This is a genomic window from Streptomyces sp. DH12, from assembly GCF_020873895.1.
Lineage (GTDB): Bacteria > Actinomycetota > Actinomycetes > Streptomycetales > Streptomycetaceae > Streptomyces.
In genome coordinates this window covers 22,294-41,397 of sequence record NZ_JAHWGT010000049.1, presented here as the reverse complement: position 1 = coordinate 41,397, position 19,104 = coordinate 22,294, and the positions used below count along the sequence as shown (strand labels likewise).

At 76.1% G+C, this 19,104-nt stretch carries 15 protein-coding genes; 7 read left to right on the top strand and 8 right to left on the bottom strand.

The features are described 5' to 3' along the window. Positions 1 to 600: 600 nt before the first annotated feature. On the top strand, positions 601 to 1,602 hold the full coding sequence (gene trpS, locus LPA54_RS30355; RefSeq protein ID WP_228983807.1) for a tryptophan--tRNA ligase: 1,002 nt from the start codon (positions 601 to 603) through the stop codon (positions 1,600 to 1,602). 82 nt (positions 1,603 to 1,684) lie between these two features. On the opposite strand, the gene proC is transcribed toward trpS, so the two are convergent. From proC to LPA54_RS30340, 3 genes are all read right to left on the bottom strand, one after another. Beyond that, positions 1,685 to 2,494 carry a pyrroline-5-carboxylate reductase gene (gene proC / locus LPA54_RS30350; protein ID WP_228983805.1) on the bottom strand — a complete coding sequence of 270 codons (810 nt, stop codon included), beginning with the start codon at positions 2,492 to 2,494 and terminating at the stop codon, positions 1,685 to 1,687. A gap of 176 nt (positions 2,495 to 2,670) precedes the next feature. Beyond that, on the bottom strand, positions 2,671 to 3,180 hold the full coding sequence (locus tag LPA54_RS30345; protein ID WP_228983803.1) for a hypothetical protein: 510 nt from the start codon (positions 3,178 to 3,180) through the stop codon (positions 2,671 to 2,673). Positions 3,181 to 3,293: 113 nt separating this feature from the next. After that, positions 3,294 to 3,557, bottom strand: a complete 264-nt coding sequence (locus LPA54_RS30340) for a peptidase (protein WP_228983802.1) — start codon at positions 3,555 to 3,557, stop codon at positions 3,294 to 3,296. 175 nt (positions 3,558 to 3,732) lie between these two features. On the opposite strand from LPA54_RS30340, the gene LPA54_RS30335 reads away from it, so the two are divergent. Continuing rightward, positions 3,733 to 6,048, top strand: a complete 2,316-nt coding sequence (locus LPA54_RS30335) for a PQQ-binding-like beta-propeller repeat protein (RefSeq protein ID WP_228983824.1) — start codon at positions 3,733 to 3,735, stop codon at positions 6,046 to 6,048. Between the two features lie 139 nt (positions 6,049 to 6,187). Here the strand turns inward: LPA54_RS30335 and ilvD are convergent, their stop codons facing one another. From ilvD to LPA54_RS30320, 3 genes are all read right to left on the bottom strand, one after another. Continuing rightward, positions 6,188 to 8,041, bottom strand: a complete 1,854-nt coding sequence (ilvD, locus tag LPA54_RS30330; RefSeq protein ID WP_228983800.1) for a dihydroxy-acid dehydratase — start codon at positions 8,039 to 8,041, stop codon at positions 6,188 to 6,190. Positions 8,042 to 8,308: 267 nt separating this feature from the next. Continuing rightward, the gene (locus LPA54_RS30325; RefSeq protein ID WP_228983822.1) at positions 8,309 to 9,115 is read right to left on the bottom strand and encodes a sugar phosphate isomerase/epimerase; all 807 of its coding nucleotides are present in this window, start codon (positions 9,113 to 9,115) and stop codon (positions 8,309 to 8,311) included. Between the two features lie 68 nt (positions 9,116 to 9,183). Continuing rightward, the gene (locus LPA54_RS30320; protein ID WP_228983798.1) at positions 9,184 to 10,113 is read right to left on the bottom strand and encodes a Ppx/GppA phosphatase family protein; all 930 of its coding nucleotides are present in this window, start codon (positions 10,111 to 10,113) and stop codon (positions 9,184 to 9,186) included. Between the two features lie 49 nt (positions 10,114 to 10,162). On the opposite strand from LPA54_RS30320, the gene LPA54_RS30315 reads away from it, so the two are divergent. Continuing rightward, entirely contained in the window at positions 10,163 to 11,086 is a 924-nt protein-coding gene (locus LPA54_RS30315) for a hypothetical protein (RefSeq protein ID WP_228983795.1), read from the top strand. A gap of 77 nt (positions 11,087 to 11,163) precedes the next feature. On the opposite strand, the gene LPA54_RS30310 is transcribed toward LPA54_RS30315, so the two are convergent. Continuing rightward, positions 11,164 to 12,882: a hypothetical protein gene (locus LPA54_RS30310; RefSeq protein ID WP_228983793.1), complete on the bottom strand. Its 1,719-nt coding sequence runs from the start codon at positions 12,880 to 12,882 to the stop codon at positions 11,164 to 11,166. A 193-nt stretch (positions 12,883 to 13,075) separates the two neighbouring features. Here LPA54_RS30310 and radA point away from each other — a divergent pair, with 193 nt between their 5' ends. After that, positions 13,076 to 14,488, top strand: a complete 1,413-nt coding sequence (gene radA / locus LPA54_RS30305) for a DNA repair protein RadA (RefSeq protein ID WP_228983792.1) — start codon at positions 13,076 to 13,078, stop codon at positions 14,486 to 14,488. Positions 14,489 to 14,717: 229 nt separating this feature from the next. Further along, entirely contained in the window at positions 14,718 to 15,839 is a 1,122-nt protein-coding gene (gene disA, locus LPA54_RS30300) for a DNA integrity scanning diadenylate cyclase DisA (RefSeq protein ID WP_228983790.1), read from the top strand. Positions 15,840 to 15,878: 39 nt separating this feature from the next. Here the strand turns inward: disA and LPA54_RS30295 are convergent, their stop codons facing one another. Then, positions 15,879 to 16,751, bottom strand: a complete 873-nt coding sequence (locus tag LPA54_RS30295; protein WP_228983787.1) for a hypothetical protein — start codon at positions 16,749 to 16,751, stop codon at positions 15,879 to 15,881. Between the two features lie 169 nt (positions 16,752 to 16,920). On the opposite strand from LPA54_RS30295, the gene LPA54_RS30290 reads away from it, so the two are divergent. Then, the gene (locus tag LPA54_RS30290) at positions 16,921 to 17,667 is read left to right on the top strand and encodes a phosphatase PAP2 family protein (RefSeq protein WP_228983786.1); all 747 of its coding nucleotides are present in this window, start codon (positions 16,921 to 16,923) and stop codon (positions 17,665 to 17,667) included. A gap of 254 nt (positions 17,668 to 17,921) precedes the next feature. Continuing rightward, the gene (locus tag LPA54_RS30285; RefSeq protein WP_228983784.1) at positions 17,922 to 18,836 is read left to right on the top strand and encodes an A/G-specific adenine glycosylase; all 915 of its coding nucleotides are present in this window, start codon (positions 17,922 to 17,924) and stop codon (positions 18,834 to 18,836) included. Positions 18,837 to 19,104: the final 268 nt, after the last annotated feature.

Genomic DNA, 19,104 nt, shown 5'->3' with positions numbered 1-19,104 from the left:
CCTTCGGTCTTTCGTGTCTCCAGCCTAGCAGATCCGATTTCCTTCTCTGCCACCCGCTGGAGCGGGCTGCCGGGCCGTTCTCCGCTTTCGCGTTTCCCTTTCCGGCGATTCCGACTCTATCAGATCCTTTCGGGCCTGATTCCCAGTCAGAGGGGGTTGTCTTTCCGGCCCTTCGGCCGTTCCGACGTCGTGAACCCTAGCGAATCCTCGACTCCGACGCTAATCGGGGCCCGCTCTTTCGAACGCGGATTCTGCATTTCGCAAAAGCGCACGCAGAGCGGGGCGACGGAATGTCGCTCGCTGGAGGTGGTTCTTGCGGAATGGCTGTCCGGGGACCGACCGGGGTCGGCGCTCACGTCGGACAACTCGGAGAACACTACGCACCACACAAACCACTGTCAACCCTGGCCCCCGCCCCGTACCCTCGGGGCATGACATCGCGTGCGCACACCCTCCAGTGGTGGGCCGCCTGAAGGCGGCCGCGCTGACACGCATGCAGACAGACGGCCGCCGCCCCCGGCGGCCGTTCGCGTATCCCCCTCCCCCGTGAGGGCCGGCCGCCGGGGCGGCGGTCGGCCAGGAGAGAGGGAGAGGACGAACGTGACACGGGTCTTCAGCGGTGTGAAGCCGACCGGCCACCTGACGCTGGGCAACTACCTCGGGGCGGTGCGGCGCTGGGTGCGGGAGGACCAGTACCGGGCGGACGCGCTGTTCTCGGTGGTGGACCTGCACGCGTTGACAGTCGAGCACGACCCCGCGCGTGTGCGGCGGCTCAGTCGGCAGGCGGCGACCCTGCTGCTCGCGGCGGGGCTCGACCCCGAGCGGTGCACGCTCTTCGTGCAGAGCCACGTCGACGAGCACGCCCGGCTGTCGTACCTGCTGGAGTGCACGGCCACCGACGGCGAGATGCGGCGCATGATCCAGTACCGGGAGAAGGCGGCGCTGGAGCGGGACAGGGGTGGGAGCGTACGGCTGTCGCTGCTGACGTACCCGGTGCTGATGGCGGCGGACATCCTGGCGTACGCGACGGACGAGGTGCCCGTGGGCGACGACCAGGCGCAGCACGTCGAGCTGACGCGGGACCTCGCCGTGCGGTTCAACCAGCGGTACGGGGCCACCTTCACCGTGCCGCGGGCGACCCGGCCGGCGGTGGCGGCGCGGGTGATGGACCTTCAGGACCCGACGGTGAAGATGGGCAAGTCCGGCGGCGGCGGGCCCGGCGTCGTCCACCTCCTCGACGAACCGGACGTGGTGCGGCGGAAGGTCGGGCGGGCGGTCACCGACAGCGGCCGGGACGTCGTCCACGACCCCGAGGGGCGGCCGGGGCTCGCCAACCTGCTGGAGGTGCTCGCCGCGTGCACCGGCGGGGGCGATCCGGCGGAGCTGGCGGCGGGGTACTCCTCGTACGGGGCGGTGAAGCGGGACGTCGCCGAGGCCGTGGTGGAGCTGCTGCGGCCGGTGCGGGAGCGGCACGCGGAGCTGGTCGCCGACCCGGCGTACGTGGACGGCGTGCTGCGGGAGGGCGCGGCGCGGGCCCGGGCGGTCGCGCGGCCGGTCGTCGACCGGGCCTACCGGGCCGTGGGGCTGCTGCCGCCCGGCTGAGATGACGGGACGGGACGGGCGGGGCGGGGGGGGGGGGCTGTGCGGAGCCGGGTACCCCCGTCCCCGTACCGGCGGGTGGGAGTCAGCCGTTGCCGGAGGCCAGCTCGCGGCTGCGGTCGCGGGCCGCCTCCAGGGCGGCGATCAGGGCGGCGCGCACGCCGTGGTTCTCCAGCTCGCGGATGGCGCTGATGGTGGTGCCGGCCGGGGAGGTGACGGCCTCGCGCAGCTTGACCGGGTGCTCGCCGCTGTCGCGGAGCATCACGGCGGCCCCGATGGCGGCCTGGACGATGAGGTCATGGGCCTGGGCGCGGGGCAGGCCCAGGAGGATGCCGGCGTCGGTCATCGCCTCGACGAGGAAGTAGAAGTACGCGGGGCCGGAGCCGGACAGGGCGGTCGCGGCGTCCTGCTGGGACTCCGGGACGCGCAGGGTCTTGCCGACGCCGCCGAAGATCTCCTCGGTGTGCCCGAGGTGGTCGGGGGTGGCGTGGCTGCCGGCCGAGATGACGGACATGCCCTCGTCGACGAGGACGGGGGTGTTCGGCATGACCCGGACCACGGGGGTGCCGGCGGCGAGGCGCTCCTCGATGAACGCGGTCGTGATGCCGGCGGCGGCGCTGACGACGAGGTGGTCGGGGGTGACGTGGTGGGCGAGCTCGTCCAGGAGGCGGCCCATGTCCTGCGGCTTGACGGCGAGGATCAGGGTGTCGGCGCGCTTGGCGGCGTCGGCGTTCGAGACGGCCTCGACGCCGTAACGGGCGCGGAGCTCGTCGGCGCGCTCGGGGCGGCGGGCGGTGACGAGGAGGTGGGCGGCGGGCCAGCCCGCCCGGATCATGCCGCTGAGGAGCGCCTCGCCGATCTTTCCGGTGCCGAGGACCGCGACTGTCTGGGTCATTGCTCTGCTCACCTCGCCGTGGGGTACGTGCCTGGCGCCATCCTCGCACCGGCGCGGGGGGCGGCGGCGACGCCGTCCGAAGGGCGGTACGGGCGGGGTCCCACGGGTGGGGTGGTGCGGGGCGGGGCCGGGGGCCGGGCGGTGCGGGGCCGGGGCGGGCGGGGCCGGGCGGGGCCTTACGGGCGGCGGCGGCGCTTGGTGCGGGACGCGGGGTTGCCCGCGCGGGTGGCACGGCGCTTCCGGTACTGGGCGCGGGCCGTCTCGTACTCGCCGCGCAGGAGCTTCTCGCCCGGGGCCTCGACGAGGCAGCGCAGGCCGTACGCGACGAGGGAGCCGACGAAGCCGATCGCCTTCAGGCTGCGCAGTGCCTCCTCGCGGGCCGGGTCGGCGGGGCGGCGGACGAAGCCCATCCAGGTGCGCTGGAACGCGATGGCCGTGCAGACGGCGAACATGGCGACGACCAGGCCGTTCGCGAAGCCGCCCACGCGGGCGATGGCCAGCCCCTCGTAGGCGAGGCGCAGGACGAAGGCGCCCGCGACGGCCGCGGCGAGGGCGCCGACGGTGAGGCCGGCGCGCCGCAGCCCGTACCCGCCGTCGTGGTCGACCCAGGTCGTGCCGAAGAAGCGGAGGGGCTCGGGCCGCGGGCCGCCGGACGTGCTCGGGGTGTCGGTGGGGTCGTCGCTCACGGGGCGATTATCCCCCGCCCGTGGCCGGCGCCTCCGGCCCGGTCGCCGCCGGTGCCGCCGGGGCGTGCCCGGGGTGCCGTCGGGGTGCACCCGGGTGCGGTGGGGTGGTGGGGTCAGCCGCAGCGGACGGTCACGTAGCCGTCGCTGCCGGTCCGCACGTAGGCGTCGGCGACGTACTGGCCGTTGCCGATGTTGTCCCAGATGGCGGAGGTGCCGTACGGGCCGGTGACGCGGGTGCCCGGGGTCTGGCAGTTGATCGGGACGCTGACGCCTTCCGGCAGCATCCTCACGATGCCGTACTGCGTGCCCGGTCCGCTGCGGACGTTGAGCCGGACCCCCGGTGCCACCGGGTAGCGCTTGACGGAGTAGCTCTCCATGCCGAAATCCCCCCTGAGGCCCCCTTGGGAACGGGGGCGCGAACCGTGGACGGGAGGCTAACAAGCCCCACCGCCGTCGCACGCATCATCGACTAGGCTCCGTGCGTCGCGCCGTGCGCCGGTCGTGCGCCGGTCGCGCGCCGCGCGTCCGAGCGAGCACACACGGGGGTGGATGATGCCGCCGCTGCGCAGCTCCGGTCCCGTACCGGAAGCGGAGCATCCGGAGTACGCCGGGAGGTACCGGCTCGGGGAGTGGCTGGGGTCCGGCGGCATGGGGGACGTCCGGCTGGCGGCCTCGGACTCCGGGCTGCGCCTCGCGGTCAAGGTCGTGCACCGGGAGCACGCGGCGGACCCCGAGTTCCGGGCGCGTTTCCGGCAGGAGGTCAGTGCCGCGCGGCGGGTCAGCGGGGCCTTCACGGCGCCCGTCGTGGACGCCGACCCACAGGCCGCGCGGCCGTGGATGGCGACCCTGTACATCGACGGCCCGACGCTCTCGGAGCGGGTGAAGCGGAACGGGCCGCTGGGCGCCGAGGAGCTGCGCAGGCTCGGGGCGGGCCTCGCGGAGGCGCTGCGCGACATCCACCGGGCGGGGGTCGTGCACCGCGACCTCAAGCCGAGCAACGTGCTCCTCGCGGCGGACGGGCCGAAGGTCATCGACTTCGGCATCTCGCGGCCCACCGACAGCGACGTGCGCACCGAGACGGGCAAGCTCATCGGGACGCCGCCGTTCATGGCGCCGGAGCAGTTCCAGCGGCCCCGGGACGTCGGGCCCGCGGCGGACGTCTTCGCGATGGGCGCGGTACTGGTGCACGCGGCGACCGGGCGGGGGCCGTTCGACTCCGACAGCCCGTACGTGGTGGCGTACCAGGTCGTGCACAACGAGCCGGATCTCGCGGGCGTGCCGGAGGAGTTGGCACCGCTGCTGGTGCGCTGCCTGGCGAAGGACCCCGCCGAGCGGCCCGCGCCGGAGGAGGTGATGGGCGCGCTGCGGGTCCCGGGGGGCGGGTCGCGGCGGCCGGTGGCCGGCGGCGCCTCCGGGGCGGGCGGCGACGGGCGCGCGGCGGACGGCTGCGCGTCCCGCGTGGGCGGCGGTACATCCGGGGTGGGCGGCGGTACGTCCGGGGAGGCTCGGGTGCCGGCGCCGCGCGGGCCGGTGGGCGGCGCGGCCGTACCGGACGGTGGCGGTCGGGAGGGCCGCGCGGGAGCGGGCCCCGACCCCGGCCGGGAGGGCGTGCGCGGGAGTGCCCTGCCGCGGCGCCGTCTGGTGTGGGGGGCCGCCGCGGTGGCGCTCGCGGCCGCCGTCGCCGGCGCGGTCCTCGCCGTGCGGGGCTTCGGCGACCGGGGCGGCGCGCGCGACGGCGGGCCCGTCGCCGTCGCGGCGGGGTTCCGGCCCTGGGCCGTCGCGCTGGGTGAGGCGGGCGGGGGCGCGCGGCCGCCGGTGTGCGCCGGTGCGCGGGGGGCGCTGTACTGCGCCGCGCCCGGGGTGAAGGCCGCCCGCCTGGCCGTGGCCGACGGGGCGCGCGCCTGGTCGGTGCCGGCGGTCGGTGGTGCCGCCGCGTCGGGGCGGGGCGAGGGGGCCGCCGTGCTGCCCGTCGGCGGGGTGGTGCTCGTGGTGGGGGCGGACGCGGAGGGCGGCGCGGAGGGCGGCGCCCGCCTGGAGGCGCTGGACCCCGCGACCGGCGCCGTGCGGTGGCAGGCCGCGCTCGGCGCGTACGCCCAGGTCGTACCGGGTGCCGACATGGTGCTGGCCGTCCTCCCGGACGGGCGGGTGCGGGCGCTGGACGCCGCGACGGGCGCCGAGCGGTGGGCGGGGCGGCCGGCGGCGCGCGGGGCGCAGTGGGTGGGCGGTCCGCGCGGGCCGCTGTTCGCCGCCGCGGTCGCGGCCGACGGGGCGACCACGCTGGTCACGGCCGTCGACCCGGTCGACGGACGCGTGCTGTGGCGGGAGCGGGTGCGGGGTTCGCTGACGCCTGTCCAGGCGACGGAGCGGGGGTTGGTGCTCCTGTCCGCCGACGCCGACCTGTACACCGACGCGGTGGTGCGGCTGACCGCCGACGCCGGTACGGACCCCGCTGCCGGGGCCGGGGGCCGGGCGGGGCGGCGGGTGGTGACGCGGGTGGCCCTCGGCGGCCCCGTCGACCAGGCGCAGGCCGTGGCGGACGGCGACGCCGTGTACGTCGTCGGCTCGGGCGGGTCGCTCACGGCGGTCGACCTGGCCGTCGGGCGGGAGCAGTGGCGGTTGGAGACCGGCGCGGCCCGGGTGTCGCGGCCGGTCGTCGCGGACGGGCGGGTCCTGCTGATGGCCGGGGACGGGCGGCTGCTGGCGGTGGACGCCGGGCGGCGGGCGGTGGTGGGGCAGACCGCGCCGCGGATGGCGGGCGGCGGGCGGGCGTTCGTGCCCTTACTGCCCGCGCCGGTCGTGGTGGACGGAAAGGTGGTCGCGGGGGCCCCGGACGGGGCGGTGTTCGCGGTCGACCCGGCCGGGTGGTGAACGCGCCGCCCCGCGCCGGGGCCGGCCGCCGGGCGCCGCCCCGCCCACCGCCGGGGGGCGAGCGGCCGGGAAACGCCGCGGCCGCCGTCCCGCCGGGTGGGCGGGGCGGCGGCCGGAGCCGGGCGGGCGCGGCCTCGCGTCAGCCGAGCTTGCTCACGTCCCGGACGGCGCCGCGGTCGGCGCTGGTCGCCATCGCCGCGTACGCGCGCAGCGCCGCCGACACCTTGCGTGTGCGGTTCTTCGGCGCGTACGCCCCGCCCAGCGCCTCCCGGCGGACGGCCAGGGTCGCGTCGTCGACGAGCAGCTCGATCGCCCGGCCGGGGATGTCGATGCGGATGCGGTCGCCGTCCTCGACGAGGGCGATCGTGCCGCCGGACGCCGCCTCGGGCGAGGCGTGGCCGATGGACAGGCCGGAGGTGCCGCCGGAGAACCGGCCGTCGGTGATCAGCGCGCACGTCTTGCCGAGGCCGCGGCCCTTGAGGAACGACGTCGGGTACAGCATCTCCTGCATGCCCGGGCCGCCCTTGGGGCCCTCGTAGCGGATGACGACGACGTCGCCGTCGCGGACCTGCTTGTTGAGGATCTTCTCGACGGCCTCCTCCTGCGACTCGCAGACGACCGCCGGGCCCTCGAAGGTCCAGATCGACTCGTCGACGCCGGCCGTCTTCACGACGCAGCCGTCCACCGCGAGGTTGCCCCGCAGGACCGCGAGGCCGCCGTCCTTGGAGTAGGCGTGCTCGGCGGAGCGGATGCAGCCGTTCTCCGCGTCGTCGTCCAGTGCCTCCCACCGCTCCGACTGGGAGAACGCCTCCGCCGAGCGGCGGCAGCCGGGCGCCGCGTGCCACAGCTCGACCGCGTCGGCGGACGGGGAGCCGCCGCGCACGTCCCACGTCTTCAGCCAGTCCGCGAGGGAGGGGCTGTGCACGGCGTGGACGTCCTCGTTCAGCAGGCCGGCCCGGTGCAGCTCGCCCAGCAGGGCGGGGATGCCGCCGGCGCGGTGCACGTCCTCCATGTAGTACGTGCGGTCCTTCGCGACGTTCGGGGCGACCTTCGCCAGGCACGGCACGCGGCGCGAGACGGCGTCGATCTCCTCCAGTCCGAAGGGGACGCCCCCCTCCTCGGCCGCGGCCAGCAGGTGCAGGATCGTGTTCGTGGAGCCGCCCATGGCGATGTCCAGCGCCATGGCGTTCTCGAAGGCGGCGAACGTGGCGACGTTGCGGGGCAGGACGGAGGCGTCGTCCTGCTCGTAGTAGCGCTTCGTCAGCTCGACGACCGTGCGGCCGGCGTCCTCGTACAGGGCGCGGCGGGCCGTGTGCGTGGCGAGGACCGAGCCGTTGCCCGGGAGGGACAGGCCGATCGCCTCGGTCAGGCAGTTCATCGAGTTGGCCGTGAACATGCCGGAGCAGGAGCCGCAGGTCGGGCAGGCGTTCTCCTCGATGCGGAGGATGTCCTCGTCCGAGATCTTGTCGTTCACCGCGTCGGAGATCGCGTCGACCAGGTCGAGCGTGCGGACGGTGCCGTCCACCAGGGTGGCCCGGCCGGACTCCATGGGGCCGCCGGAGACGAAGACCGCCGGGATGTTCAGGCGCAGGGCGGCCATGAGCATGCCCGGGGTGATCTTGTCGCAGTTGGAGATGCAGATCAGCGCGTCGGCGCAGTGCGCCTCGACCATGTATTCGACGGAGTCGGCGATCAGGTCGCGGGAGGGCAGCGAGTACAGCATGCCGCCGTGGCCCATCGCGATGCCGTCGTCGACGGCGATGGTGTTGAACTCGCGCGGGATCGCCCCGGCCGCCCTGATCGCCTCGCTGACGATCCGGCCGACCGGCTGGAGGTGGGTGTGGCCGGGGACGAATTCCGTGAAGGAGTTGGCGACCGCGACGATGGGCTTGCGCCCGATGTCCTCGCCCGGTACACCGGAGGCCCGCATCAGGGCGCGGGCGCCCGCCATGTTGCGGCCGTGGGTGACAGTGCGGGACCTCAGTTCGGGCATCGTCGCTCGCTCCTCAGCAGAGAGATCTGGCTCCTTCGAGCGTACGCCGCTGCTCCAAGATCTGGACAGGCCGTCCGCATACCGGGACGGAAGGGTCGCCTGTCGGTCACACCCGGGCCTGGGGGGCGCCGACCGCTCACGCCCGGGTCGGGGGCCACCGACCGGTCAGACCCGGGCCGGGGGCCGACCGGTCACGAACGGGAGTGCCGACCCCTCACGCCGGCCGGGCGCCGACCGCTCACGCCCGTGCCGGGCGCCGCCGACCGGTCACGGGATGCGGGCCGCCGACGCCAGGTGCAGCCGGGTGAAGGCCAGCGCCTCGGCGAGGTCGGCCTCGCGTTCGGCGGCGGACATCGCGCGCCGGGTGTTGACCTCGATGACGACGTGCCCGTCGAAGCGGGTGCGGGCCAGGTGCTCCAGCAGCTCGGCGCACGGCTGCGTGCCGCGCCCCGGCACGAGGTGCTCGTCCTTCGCCGAGCCGCGCCCGTCGGCGAGGTGGACATGGCCGAGCCGGTCGCCCATCCGGGACACCATCGCCATCGCGTCGGTGCGGGCGGTCGCCGTGTGGGAGAGGTCGACGGTGTAGTGGCGGTAGTCGTCCTTCGTGACGTCCCACTCCGGCGCGTAGGCGAGCATCTCGCGGTCGCGGTAGCGCCAGGGGTACATGTTCTCGACGGCGAAGCGGACGTCCGTCTCGTTCGCCATCCGCCAGATCCCCTCGACGAAGTCGCGGGCGTACTGGCGCTGCCAGCGGAACGGCGGGTGGACGACGACCGTCGACGCGCCGAGCTCCTCGGCCGCCGCGCGGGCCCGCTGGAGCTTGGTCCACGGGTCGGTCGACCAGACGCGCTGGGTGATCAGCAGGCAGGGGGCGTGCACGGCGAGGACGGGCACCTGGTGGTAGTCGGAGAGCCGGCGCAGCGCCTGGAGGTCCTGGCTGACGGGGTCCGTCCACACCATGACCTCGACGCCGTCGTACCCGAGGCGGGCGGCGACCTCGAAGGCCGTGGCCGTCGACTCCGGGTAGACCGACGCCGTCGACAGGGCCACCTTCGCCAGGGGCGGGCGCGCCACCGCCCGCTCCGCCTGCTGCACCACGTATGCCGGATCTCCCACGAAGGACAGCGTACGGTCCCCTCCCGTCACCCGGGGAGGTGGTCGAGGCGGCGCAGGATGACGCCCTCGCGCAGCGCCCAGGGGCAGATCTCCAGCTCGTCGACGGCGAACAGGTCCATCGCGGCCTCCGCGACCAGCGCCCCCGCCAGCAGCTGCGCGGCCCGCCCCTCGGAGACGCCGGGCAGGCCGCGGCGCTGCTCGGTGGTCATCGCGGCGAGCTTCGGCACCCACGTCTCCAGTGACGTACGGCTCAGCACGCGCTGCACCTGCAGCCCCTCCCCGGAGCCCGCGGCGCCGGCGATCCGGGCGAGCTGCTTGAAGGTCTTGGACGTGGCGACGACGTGGTCCGGCCGACCCAGCCGGGCGAACTCGCCGACCGTCCGGGCTATCCGCGCCCGTACGTGCCGGCGCAGCGCCTTCACGTCGGCCGGGTCCGGCGGGTCGCCGGGCAGCCAGCCGGCGGTGAGCCGCCCGGCGCCCAGCGGGAGCGAGACGGCCGCGTCGGGCTCCTCGTCCATCCCGTACGCGATCTCCAGCGAGCCGCCGCCGATGTCGAGGAGGAGCAGCGTGCCGGCGGACCAGCCGAACCAGCGGCGGGCGGCGAGGAAGGTGAGCCGCGCCTCCTCCTCGCCGGTGAGGACCTGGAGGGTGACGCCGGTCTCGGCGCGCACCCGCGCGAGGACGGCGTCGGCGTCGGGCGCGTCGCGGATCGCGGAGGTGGCGAAGGGGAGGACCTCCTCGCACCCCTTCTCCTCCGCGGTGTGCACGGCGTCGCCGACGACCTCGACGAGCCGGTCGACGCCGCGGTCGCCGACCGCGCCGTCCGGGTCGAGCAGTTCGGCGAGGCGCAGTTCGACCTTGTGCGAGTGCGCGGGCCGCGGCCGGGCGCCCGGGTGGGCGTCCATGACCAGCAGGTGCACCGTGTTCGAACCGACGTCGAGGACTCCGAGTCTCATGCCCGAACGCTACTGCTCCCCCGTCCCGCGCTGCGCCTACGCTGGAGGGGTGCCAAAGACGAAGAAGGCCAAGCCGGGCGAAACCGGACCCGGCAAGAAGCGAGACGCCCGCGGGGCCGCCGCGGCGGGCGTCCCGTACGAGGACGAGAAGGGCCTGGACTTCCCGCGCGCGTGGGTGGAGTTCCCCGACCCGGCGGACGAGGACCAGGTCTTCCGCTGCGACCTGACGTGGCTGACGTCGCGCTGGACGTGCGTGTTCGGCAGCGGCTGCCAGGGCATCCGGGAGGGCCGGGCCGACGACGGGTGCTGCACGCTGGGCGCGCACTTCTCGGACGAGGACGACGAGCGGCGGGTCGCGGAGCACGTGGGGCGGCTGACGCCCGAGCTGTGGCAGTTCCACGACGTGGGCACGGGGTCGGGCTGGGTGCAGCTCGACGAGGACGGCGAGCGCCAGACGCGGCGCTGGGAGGGCTCCTGCGTCTTCCAGAACCGGCCCGGTTTCGCCGGCGGCGCCGGGTGCGCGCTGCACATCCTGGCCCTGCGGGAGGGGCGCGAGCCGCTGGAGACGAAGCCGGACGTGTGCTGGCAGCTGCCGGTGCGGCGCACGTACGACTGGATCGAGCGCCCGGACGACACGAAGGTCCTCCAGGTGTCGATCGGCGAGTACGACCGCCGGGGCTGGGGCCCGGGCGGTCACGACCTGCACTGGTGGTGCACGTCGGCGACGTCGGCGCACGGCGCGGGCGACCCGGTGTACGTGACGTACCGCCCGGAGCTGACGGAGCTGATGGGCAAGGCGGCGTACGACGTGCTGGTGGAGCTGTGCGAGGCGCGGCTGGCGTCCGCGGCGCCGCTGGTGGCGCCCCACCCGGCGGACCCGGTCCCCGCGGGGGCGGGGGCGGGGGACCCGGCGTCGGCGTCTCGTCCGACGCCCCGTCCGGTGGACCTGCCGCATCCGGTGCGGCGGCCGTGACAGGGCGCCGGGCGGCCGTGTGCCCGTCGGAGGCCGCCGTCCGCCTCTGAACCCCCGGTCCTCGCCGTGCCTCCCGGTCAGTCCTGCCCGGACTCCCCGCCCGGGGAGGCGGAGCCCGGGTCGTCGGAGGCGGGGGGCTCCGAGGCGGGCGGCGGGTCCGTGGACGGGGGCGGTTCCGTCGCCGGGGGCGGCTCGGTCGCAGGCGGTTCGGTCGTCGACGGGGGCGGGCCGCTGGGCGACGGCGTGGACGGCTGCGAGGGCCGGGGCGTCGACGGCGCCGAGGGGCGCGGTCTCGCGGTCGGGGACGGCGGGCGTTTCGGCCCGTGCCCGTCGATGCCGACGACGGCGCCCGAGGGGTTCACACCCACGCGCGCGCTCCACGGCCCCTGCGGTTCGCGGGCCCGGTCGACGGAGACGAACACCCGCTCCGAGCGGCCCGGCTCCAGCGTGCCCGAGGTACGGCTCGCGTACAGCCAGGGCGCGTCGCTCCACAGGGACCACGCGACGGGACCGCCGCCCGACGCGGTGAGGGTGAGCATCGTCGTGTCGCCGTACGGCTGCGCGGCGACCGTGACGCGGCCGGGACCGTGCCCGCCCGGGGCGGACGGGGACGCGGCCGTACCGGGGCTGATGACCTCCACGGAGACGTCCGGCCCCTGGCTCGGGCCGCGGAAGCGGGGGTCCGCGCCGCCGGTGCGCGCGTTGCCGGTGTTCTCGTAGTGGCCGCTCCCCGCGGGCTGGGCGCCGGTCCCGTCGGCGGCGCTGACCGCCGGGTCGTCGCGCCCGTCGCCGAGGGCCGTGTCGCCCCGGTAGGCGGCCCACAGGGCGAGGACGGGCGCCGCGATGACCGTGGCGACGACCGTGGTGGTCACCGCTCGGGCCCGCATGCGGTCCCGGCGCGCCGCGTGGTCCTTGGGGTCGAGGGGGAAGCCGTCGCGCCCGAAGCGGGGGCCGGCGGAGCGGGTGCGCCGGGCGCTCAGCATCGCCGCGCACACCGCCGCGCGCGGCGCCGGCACGAGGGGGAGCGTCGCGGGCGTGACCGTGGAGCCCGGCCACGGGCCCGCCGCCTCCGCCCGCTCGGCGGCGCGGCGGCACACCGGGCAGTCGTCGACGTGCCGCACGAGCTCCCGGCGCAGGGCCGCCGACAGCAGGACCTGGTGGTCGCCGGTGAGCCGGGCCACCGCCGAGCACGTGCCGGTCTCCACCACGGCGAGCGCCGCGCGGGTCCGCTCCACCTCGCACGCCGCGGCCGACAGCAGCTCCCGGGCGGCCTGCGGGGCCATGCCGAGCACGGCGGCCACCTCCGGGGCGTCGAGGCGGTGGCGCACGGCCAGCTCCAGGGCCTCCCGCTGCTCCGGCGAGGTCCCGGCGGCCTCCGGCCAGGCGAGCGTGGCCAGCTCGCGGCGGCGCCGCTCGGCGGTCTCCTCGGACACGCGCGGGGCCTCCGCGCCCGGCCGCCGAGCCGAGTGGGCGCCCTGGCGCCTGCGCCGCTGCTCGGTCAGCTCGCGCAGGCAGGCCCAGCGGGCGAGCGCGTACAGCCAGGCGGGGCGGCGCGACTCGTCGGCGGGACCGCGCCCGTGCTGGCGCTCGGCGACGGCCAGCACCTCGCCGAGCACGGACGTCGCCGCGTCGTGGTCGCACAGGACGGAGAGGCAGTAGGTGAACAGTCCGTCGACATGCGGCTCGTACCGCGCGGGCGGGCGCTGCGTGAGGGTGCCCGCGCCGCTCCGGGGCGCACGGCGCTCCACCCGGTGTGCGCCGGTGGTGTACGTGGGGGGCTCCAACCTGCTGCTCATCACCCGGCGACCGTAGGCGGCCTCAGGCACACTCTCGGTGCCCCTCCGACGGTTTTAAGCCTTACGGGTGAACGTATCCCTCGAAAGAGGACAGTGGGATTTGCCAATGGCGCGTGACGCCCCTAGCGCGGGCGCCCTCCGGGGCGCGCCGGTGCGGGCGGACCTGTCAGTGGCGGCCGCTACGGTGTGGCGCATGGCTGCCCGTACGAAATCCACCAAGGACCGGCCGTCCTACCGCTGCACCGAATGCGGATGGACGACGGCCAAATGGCTCGGCCGCTGCCCCGAGTGCCAGGCGTGGGGGACGGTGGAGGAGTACGGCGCGCCCGCCGTGCGCACGACGGCCGCCGGGCGGGTGTCGGCGGCCGCGCTGCCCATCGGCCAGGTCGACGGCCGGCAGGCGGAGGCGCGCGCGACCGGCGTCGACGAGCTGGACCGGGTGCTCGGCGGGGGGCTGGTGCCGGGCGCGGTGGTGCTGCTCGCGGGCGAGCCCGGCGTCGGCAAGTCGACCCTGCTGCTGGACGTGGCGGCGAAGGCCGCGAGCGCCGCGCACCCCACCCTCTACGTGACGGGCGAGGAGTCGGCGAGCCAGGTGCGGCTGCGGGCCGACCGGATCGGCGCGCTCCACGACCACCTGTACCTGGCCGCCGAGACGGACCTGTCGGCGGTGCTGGGGCACCTGGACGCGGTGAAGCCGTCCCTGCTGGTGCTGGACTCGGTGCAGACGGTGGCGTCGCCGGAGATCGACGGGGCGCCGGGCGGCATGGCCCAGGTCCGCGAGGTCGCCGGGGCGCTGATCCGGGCGTCCAAGGAGCGGGGCATGGCGACCCTGCTGGTCGGGCACGTCACGAAGGACGGCGCCATCGCGGGGCCGCGGCTGCTGGAGCACCTGGTGGACGTGGTGCTCCAGTTCGAGGGCGACCGGCACGCGCGGCTGCGGCTGGTGCGGGGCGTGAAGAACCGGTACGGGGCGACGGACGAGGTCGGCTGCTTCGAACTGCACGACGAGGGCATCACGGGCCTGGCCGACCCCAGCGGGCTGTTCCTCACCCGCCGCGCCGAGCCCGTGCCCGGCACCTGCCTGACGGTGACGCTGGAGGGGCGGCGTCCGCTCGTCGCCGAGGTGCAGGCGCTGACCGTCGACTCGCAGATCCCCTCGCCCCGGCGGACGACGTCGGGACTGGAGACCTCCCGCGTGTCGATGATGCTGGCGGTGCTGGAGCAGCGCGGGCGGATCAGCGCGCTGGGCAAGCGGGACATCTACAGCGCGACGGTCGGCGGGGTGCGGCTCTCCGAGCCCGCCGCGGACCTCGCCATCGCGCTGGCGCTGGCGTCCGCGGCGAGCGACACGCCGCTGCCGAAGAACCTCGTGGCGATCGGCGAGGTCGGCCTCGCCGGCGAGGTGCGGCGGGTGACGGGCGTGCAGCGGCGGCTCGCCGAGGCCCACCGGCTGGGCTTCACCCACGCCCTCGTGCCGTCCGACCCGGGGAAGGTGCCCGCGGGGATGCGGGTGCTGGAGGTGGCCGACATGGGTGAGGCGCTGAGCGTCCTGCCCCGCCGCCGCCGCGCCGCCGCGCCCGCCGGTGGCACGCCCGGCGCCGACTGACCCGGGGACGCGGAGGCGGCCGGCGGGTGCGCCGCAGGCCGGTCGCGAGGCGCCGGCGGAGGCCGCCGCGGGTGCGTCGCCGGCCGGGCGCCGGGCGCCGGCGGAGGCCGCCGGGGGTGGGTCCGCGGGCCCGTCGCCCCGGGCTGATTCGCGGGCGAAGCCCCCGGTGCGGTGGGGGTCGCTAGACTTTGGCCTGGTCTCGCCCACCCGTACGAGCCGGAGGAGTGCAGTGGCAGCCAACGACCGGGCAGCACCCGGAAAGTCGGGCGGAGGCTCCGGCAACGAAGCGCTCATGCGCGCGTCGCTCAGCGCGGTCGCCCCCGGCACGGCGTTGAGGGACGGACTGGAGCGCATCCTCCGCGGCAACACGGGCGGTCTGATCGTCCTCGGCATGGACAAGACCGTCGAGTCGATGTGCACCGGCGGCTTCGTGCTGGACGTGGAGTTCACCGCCACCCGCCTGCGCGAGCTGTGCAAGCTCGACGGCGCGCTCATCCTCGACAAGGACAGCACCAAGATCCTGCGCGCGGGCGTCCAGCTGGTGCCGGACGCCTCGATCCCCACCGAGGAGACCGGCACCCGGCACCGCACCGCGGACCGGGTGTCGAAGCAGTGCGGGTTCCCCGTGATCTCCGTGTCGCAGTCGATGCGGCTGATCGCCCTGTACGTGGACGGCGAGCGGCGCGTCCTGGAGGAGTCCGCGGCGATCCTCTCCCGCGCCAACCAGGCCCTCGCCACGCTGGAGCGGTACAAGCTCCGCCTGGACGAGGTCGCCGGCACGCTCTCCGCGCTGGAGATCGAGGACCTGGTGACCGTCCGGGACGTCACCGCCGTGGCGCAGCGGCTGGAGATGGTCCGCCGGATCGCCACCGAGATCGCCGAGTACGTGGTCGAGCTCGGCACCGACGGCCGCCTCCTCGCCCTCCAGCTGGACGAGCTGATCGCGGGCGTCGAGCCGGAGCGGGAGCTCGTGGTGCGGGACTACGTCCCCGAGCCGACCGCGAAGCGGTCCCGCACGGTCGCCGAGGCGCTCACCGAGCTGGACGCGCTGTCCCACGCCGAGCTGCTGGAGCTGCCCACCGTGGCCCGCGCCCTCGGCTACAGCGGCTCGCCGGAGACCCTCGACTCGGCCGTGTCGCCGCGCGGCTACCGGCTCCTCGCGAAGGTGCCGCGCCTGCCCGGGGCGATCATCGAGCGGCTGGTGGAGCACTTCGGCGGACTGCAGAAGCTGCTCGCCGCGAGCGTCGACGACCTCCAGACGGTCGACGGCGTCGGCGAGGCGCGCGCCCGCAGCGTGCGGGAGGGCCTGTCGCGGCTGGCCGAGTCGTCGATCCTGGAGCGGTATGTCTGACGCGGCGTCACCCGCCCGCGGTCGTCGCGCCCGCGACCGTCAGTCCTTCGCCAGCGTGATGGACGAGCGCAGCACGCCCTTCACGCCCGGCACGGTCGCCTCCGCGAGGTAGGTGCCGGGTCCCGCGACCCGGGTGGAGGGGGTGCCGCAGCCGGGCGCGCTGTGGCGGCGGTCCCACTCGACGGTGTAGGTGGCGGTGCCGCCCGCGGGGACGGAGACGTATGTGCGGCCGTCGCCCCGGAGGCAGTCGTCGGACGACCAGATCTCCTGGTCCTTGCCGTCGCTGATGGTCAGGACGGCCGTCGCGGGGCCCAGGTCGGTCTTGCAGCCGGTCGCGGAGGTGTTGCGCGCGGTCAGCCGGAACCGGGGCTTCTCGTCGGGGGCGTAGGAGACCTTCGTGCTGCTGAGGGTGAGCTGGAGGGAGCCCGGGGCGCAGTGCGGCAGCGGGGAGTTCGCCGGTACCTGCTGGGCGGAGCCCGTGGCGCCGCCCTGCCCGCCCGCCGCGCCCGCCGCGCCACCGGAACCCGCGCCACCGGAACCCGCGCCACCGGCGCCCGTGCCGCCCGAGCCGGAGCCCGTACCGCCGGAACCGCCCGCGCCCGCAGCGCCGCCGGAGCCGGCCGTACCGCCGCTCCCGCCCGTACCGCCGGAGCCGCCGGTACCGCCCGTCTCGTCGCGGCCGCCCGGCGCCGCGCTGATCGCGGGGCCCGACGGCGAGGGCCCCGGGGTGATCGACGGGGCGGGCGAGGCGCCGTTGGCACCGTCGCCGCCCTTCCCGCCGTCGCCGTCCCCGGAGCTGACGAACCAGGCGACGAGCACGGCGAGCAGGGCGACCACGCCCGCGAGGACCGCCCTCCGCCGCCAGTAGATGGAGGAGGGAAGCGGCCCGACCGGATTGCGCAGAGATCCCACGCGAAAACTGTACGAGAGATCGACGCCAACTCCCGCCCCACCCGCCGCTCCTGCGCCAAATTCTGCCGATGATCACATCTCCGTGGGGGCGTTGACCGCGATCGGCGGCCGCCCGCCGGGTGGAAGGCGCCGAACGAGCGGTTCCGGCGGCCGGGTACCGTCGCTCCTCATGAGTCAGGACCTCTATCGCTCCGTCACCGACTTCGCCCAGGACACCCCGCACTGGGTGCAGGTCTTCTTCGAGATCGGCACCGACGCCGGACTGCTGGTCTTCGGTGTGCTGTTCGTCGTCGCCTGGTGGCGGGTGCGCCCCGGCGACCCGCGGGCCGTGGCGGTCGCCGCGCTCGCCCCGGTCGCCACCGCCTTCGGCTACGTCGTCAGCGAGACCCTCAAGTCGCTGGTTGACGAGGAGAGGCCCTGCCGGGCCGTGGCGGGCGCCGTCGCGTCGATCGCCGAATGTCCTCCGTACGGGGACTGGTCGTTCCCGAGCAACCACTCCGCCATCGCGGGCGCCTCCGCGATGGCGCTCGTGCTGGCGTGGCGCCGGATCGCGTGGCTGACGGTGCCCTTGGCCGTGCTGATGGCGTTCTCGCGGGTCTTCGTCGGCGTGCACTACCCGCACGACGTGGCGGCGGGCCTCGTCGTGGGCGCGCTGGCCGTGCTGGTGTTCGTGCGGGTGCTGACGGGCCCGACCTCGCGGCTGGTGGGCACGATGCGGACGAGCGGGTCGTCGGCGGCGCGGTGGCTCGCCGGCCCCGGCCCCGCCCCCGGCGCCCTGGCGGGCGCGGAGCGTTCCCGTACCGACCACGGCGGATACGGGGGCGACCCGCACGTCGACGCCGGCGGCCGGCCCGTGGTGCCGCAGCAGCGGGGCCGGCGCGGACGACGCGAGGCGGCGCACCGGCGCGTCTCCTGAGACGCGGTGCACCGGGCGTGGCGGGGTCACCGGGCGCGTCTCCCGAGCGAGCCGGCACCGCCGGAGGCAGGCCGCACCGCCGCGTGCGCCTGATCAGCCGGGGCGGACCGGCCCGGGGCGCCCGCCGGCCCCCCGGGCGCCCGCCGGCCCCCCGGGCGCCCGCCGGTCTCCCGGGTGTCGGGCGGCGCCGCGTCCGGGCCGTGGTCCGGGGTAACGCGGGAAACGGCGGCGGAACGTGTCAGGATCGTCGTGCCATGACTGCGATCGAGACTCCCGAAGCGGCCCCCGCCCTCTCACCGGACCGACTCCACTCCCCCGTCCTCGCGTGGTTCGACCAGCACGCCCGCGACCTGCCCTGGCGGCGCCCCGAAGCGGGCGCGTGGGGGGTGATGGTCAGCGAGTTCATGCTCCAGCAGACCCCGGTCAGCCGGGTCCTGCCGGTGTACGAGCAGTGGCTGGCCCGCTGGCCCCGCCCGGCCGCCCTGGCGGCCGAGGCGCCCGGCGAGGCCGTCCGCGCCTGGGGACGGCTCGGCTACCCGCGCCGGGCCCTGCGGCTGCACGGCGCGGCCGTCGCCATAACGGAACGGCACGGCGGTGACGTGCCGAGCGACCATGCCCAGCTGCTCGCCCTGCCCGGCATCGGGGAGTACACGGCGGCGGCGGTGGCCTCGTTCGCGTACGGCCGGCGCCACGCCGTCCTGGACACCAACGTCCGGCGCGTCATCGCCCGCGCCGTCACGGGCGTCCAGTACCCGCCGAACGCCACGACCGCCGCCGAGCGCCGCCTCGCGCGGGCCCTGCTGCCGGAGGACGACGCCCGCGCGGCCCGTTGGGCGGCGGCGTCGATGGAGCTCGGCGCGCTGGTCTGCACGGCCCGCAACGAGGACTGCGGGCGCTGCCCGATCGCCCGCGAGTGCGCCTGGCGGCTCGCCGGGAAGCCCGCCCACGAGGGCCCCGCGCGCCGAGGCCAGACGTACGCCGGCACCGACCGGCAGGTGCGCGGCAAGCTCCTCGCCGTGCTGCGCGAGGCGCACGGCCCCGTCCCGCAGGCCGCGCTGGACGCGGTCTGGCACGAGCCCGCGCAGCGGGCCCGCGCCCTGGACGGCCTGGTCGCGGACGGCCTCGTCGAACCCCTGGACGGCGGGCGCTACCGCCTCCCCTCGGCCTGACGCCCGAGGGCCCGGCTGCCCTCCGGCCCGGGCCCGCGCGCCCCGTCCCGCCCTTCCGGCGGCCCCGGCCGGGTACGCCCTCCCGCACCCGGTCGGGGCCGCCCCGGCCGTACCGCTGCGCGTCCCCGTCCTCACGCAGCGCTGTCACACCGCCGCTGTTACACAACCGATGGACAGCCGTGCGCCCGCCGCAGGGTGGATCGGACAGTGCCGTGACAAGCGCTCCGTAACTTCTCGTGGTGTCAGCGCGGGGAAGCCGGCCGGAGTG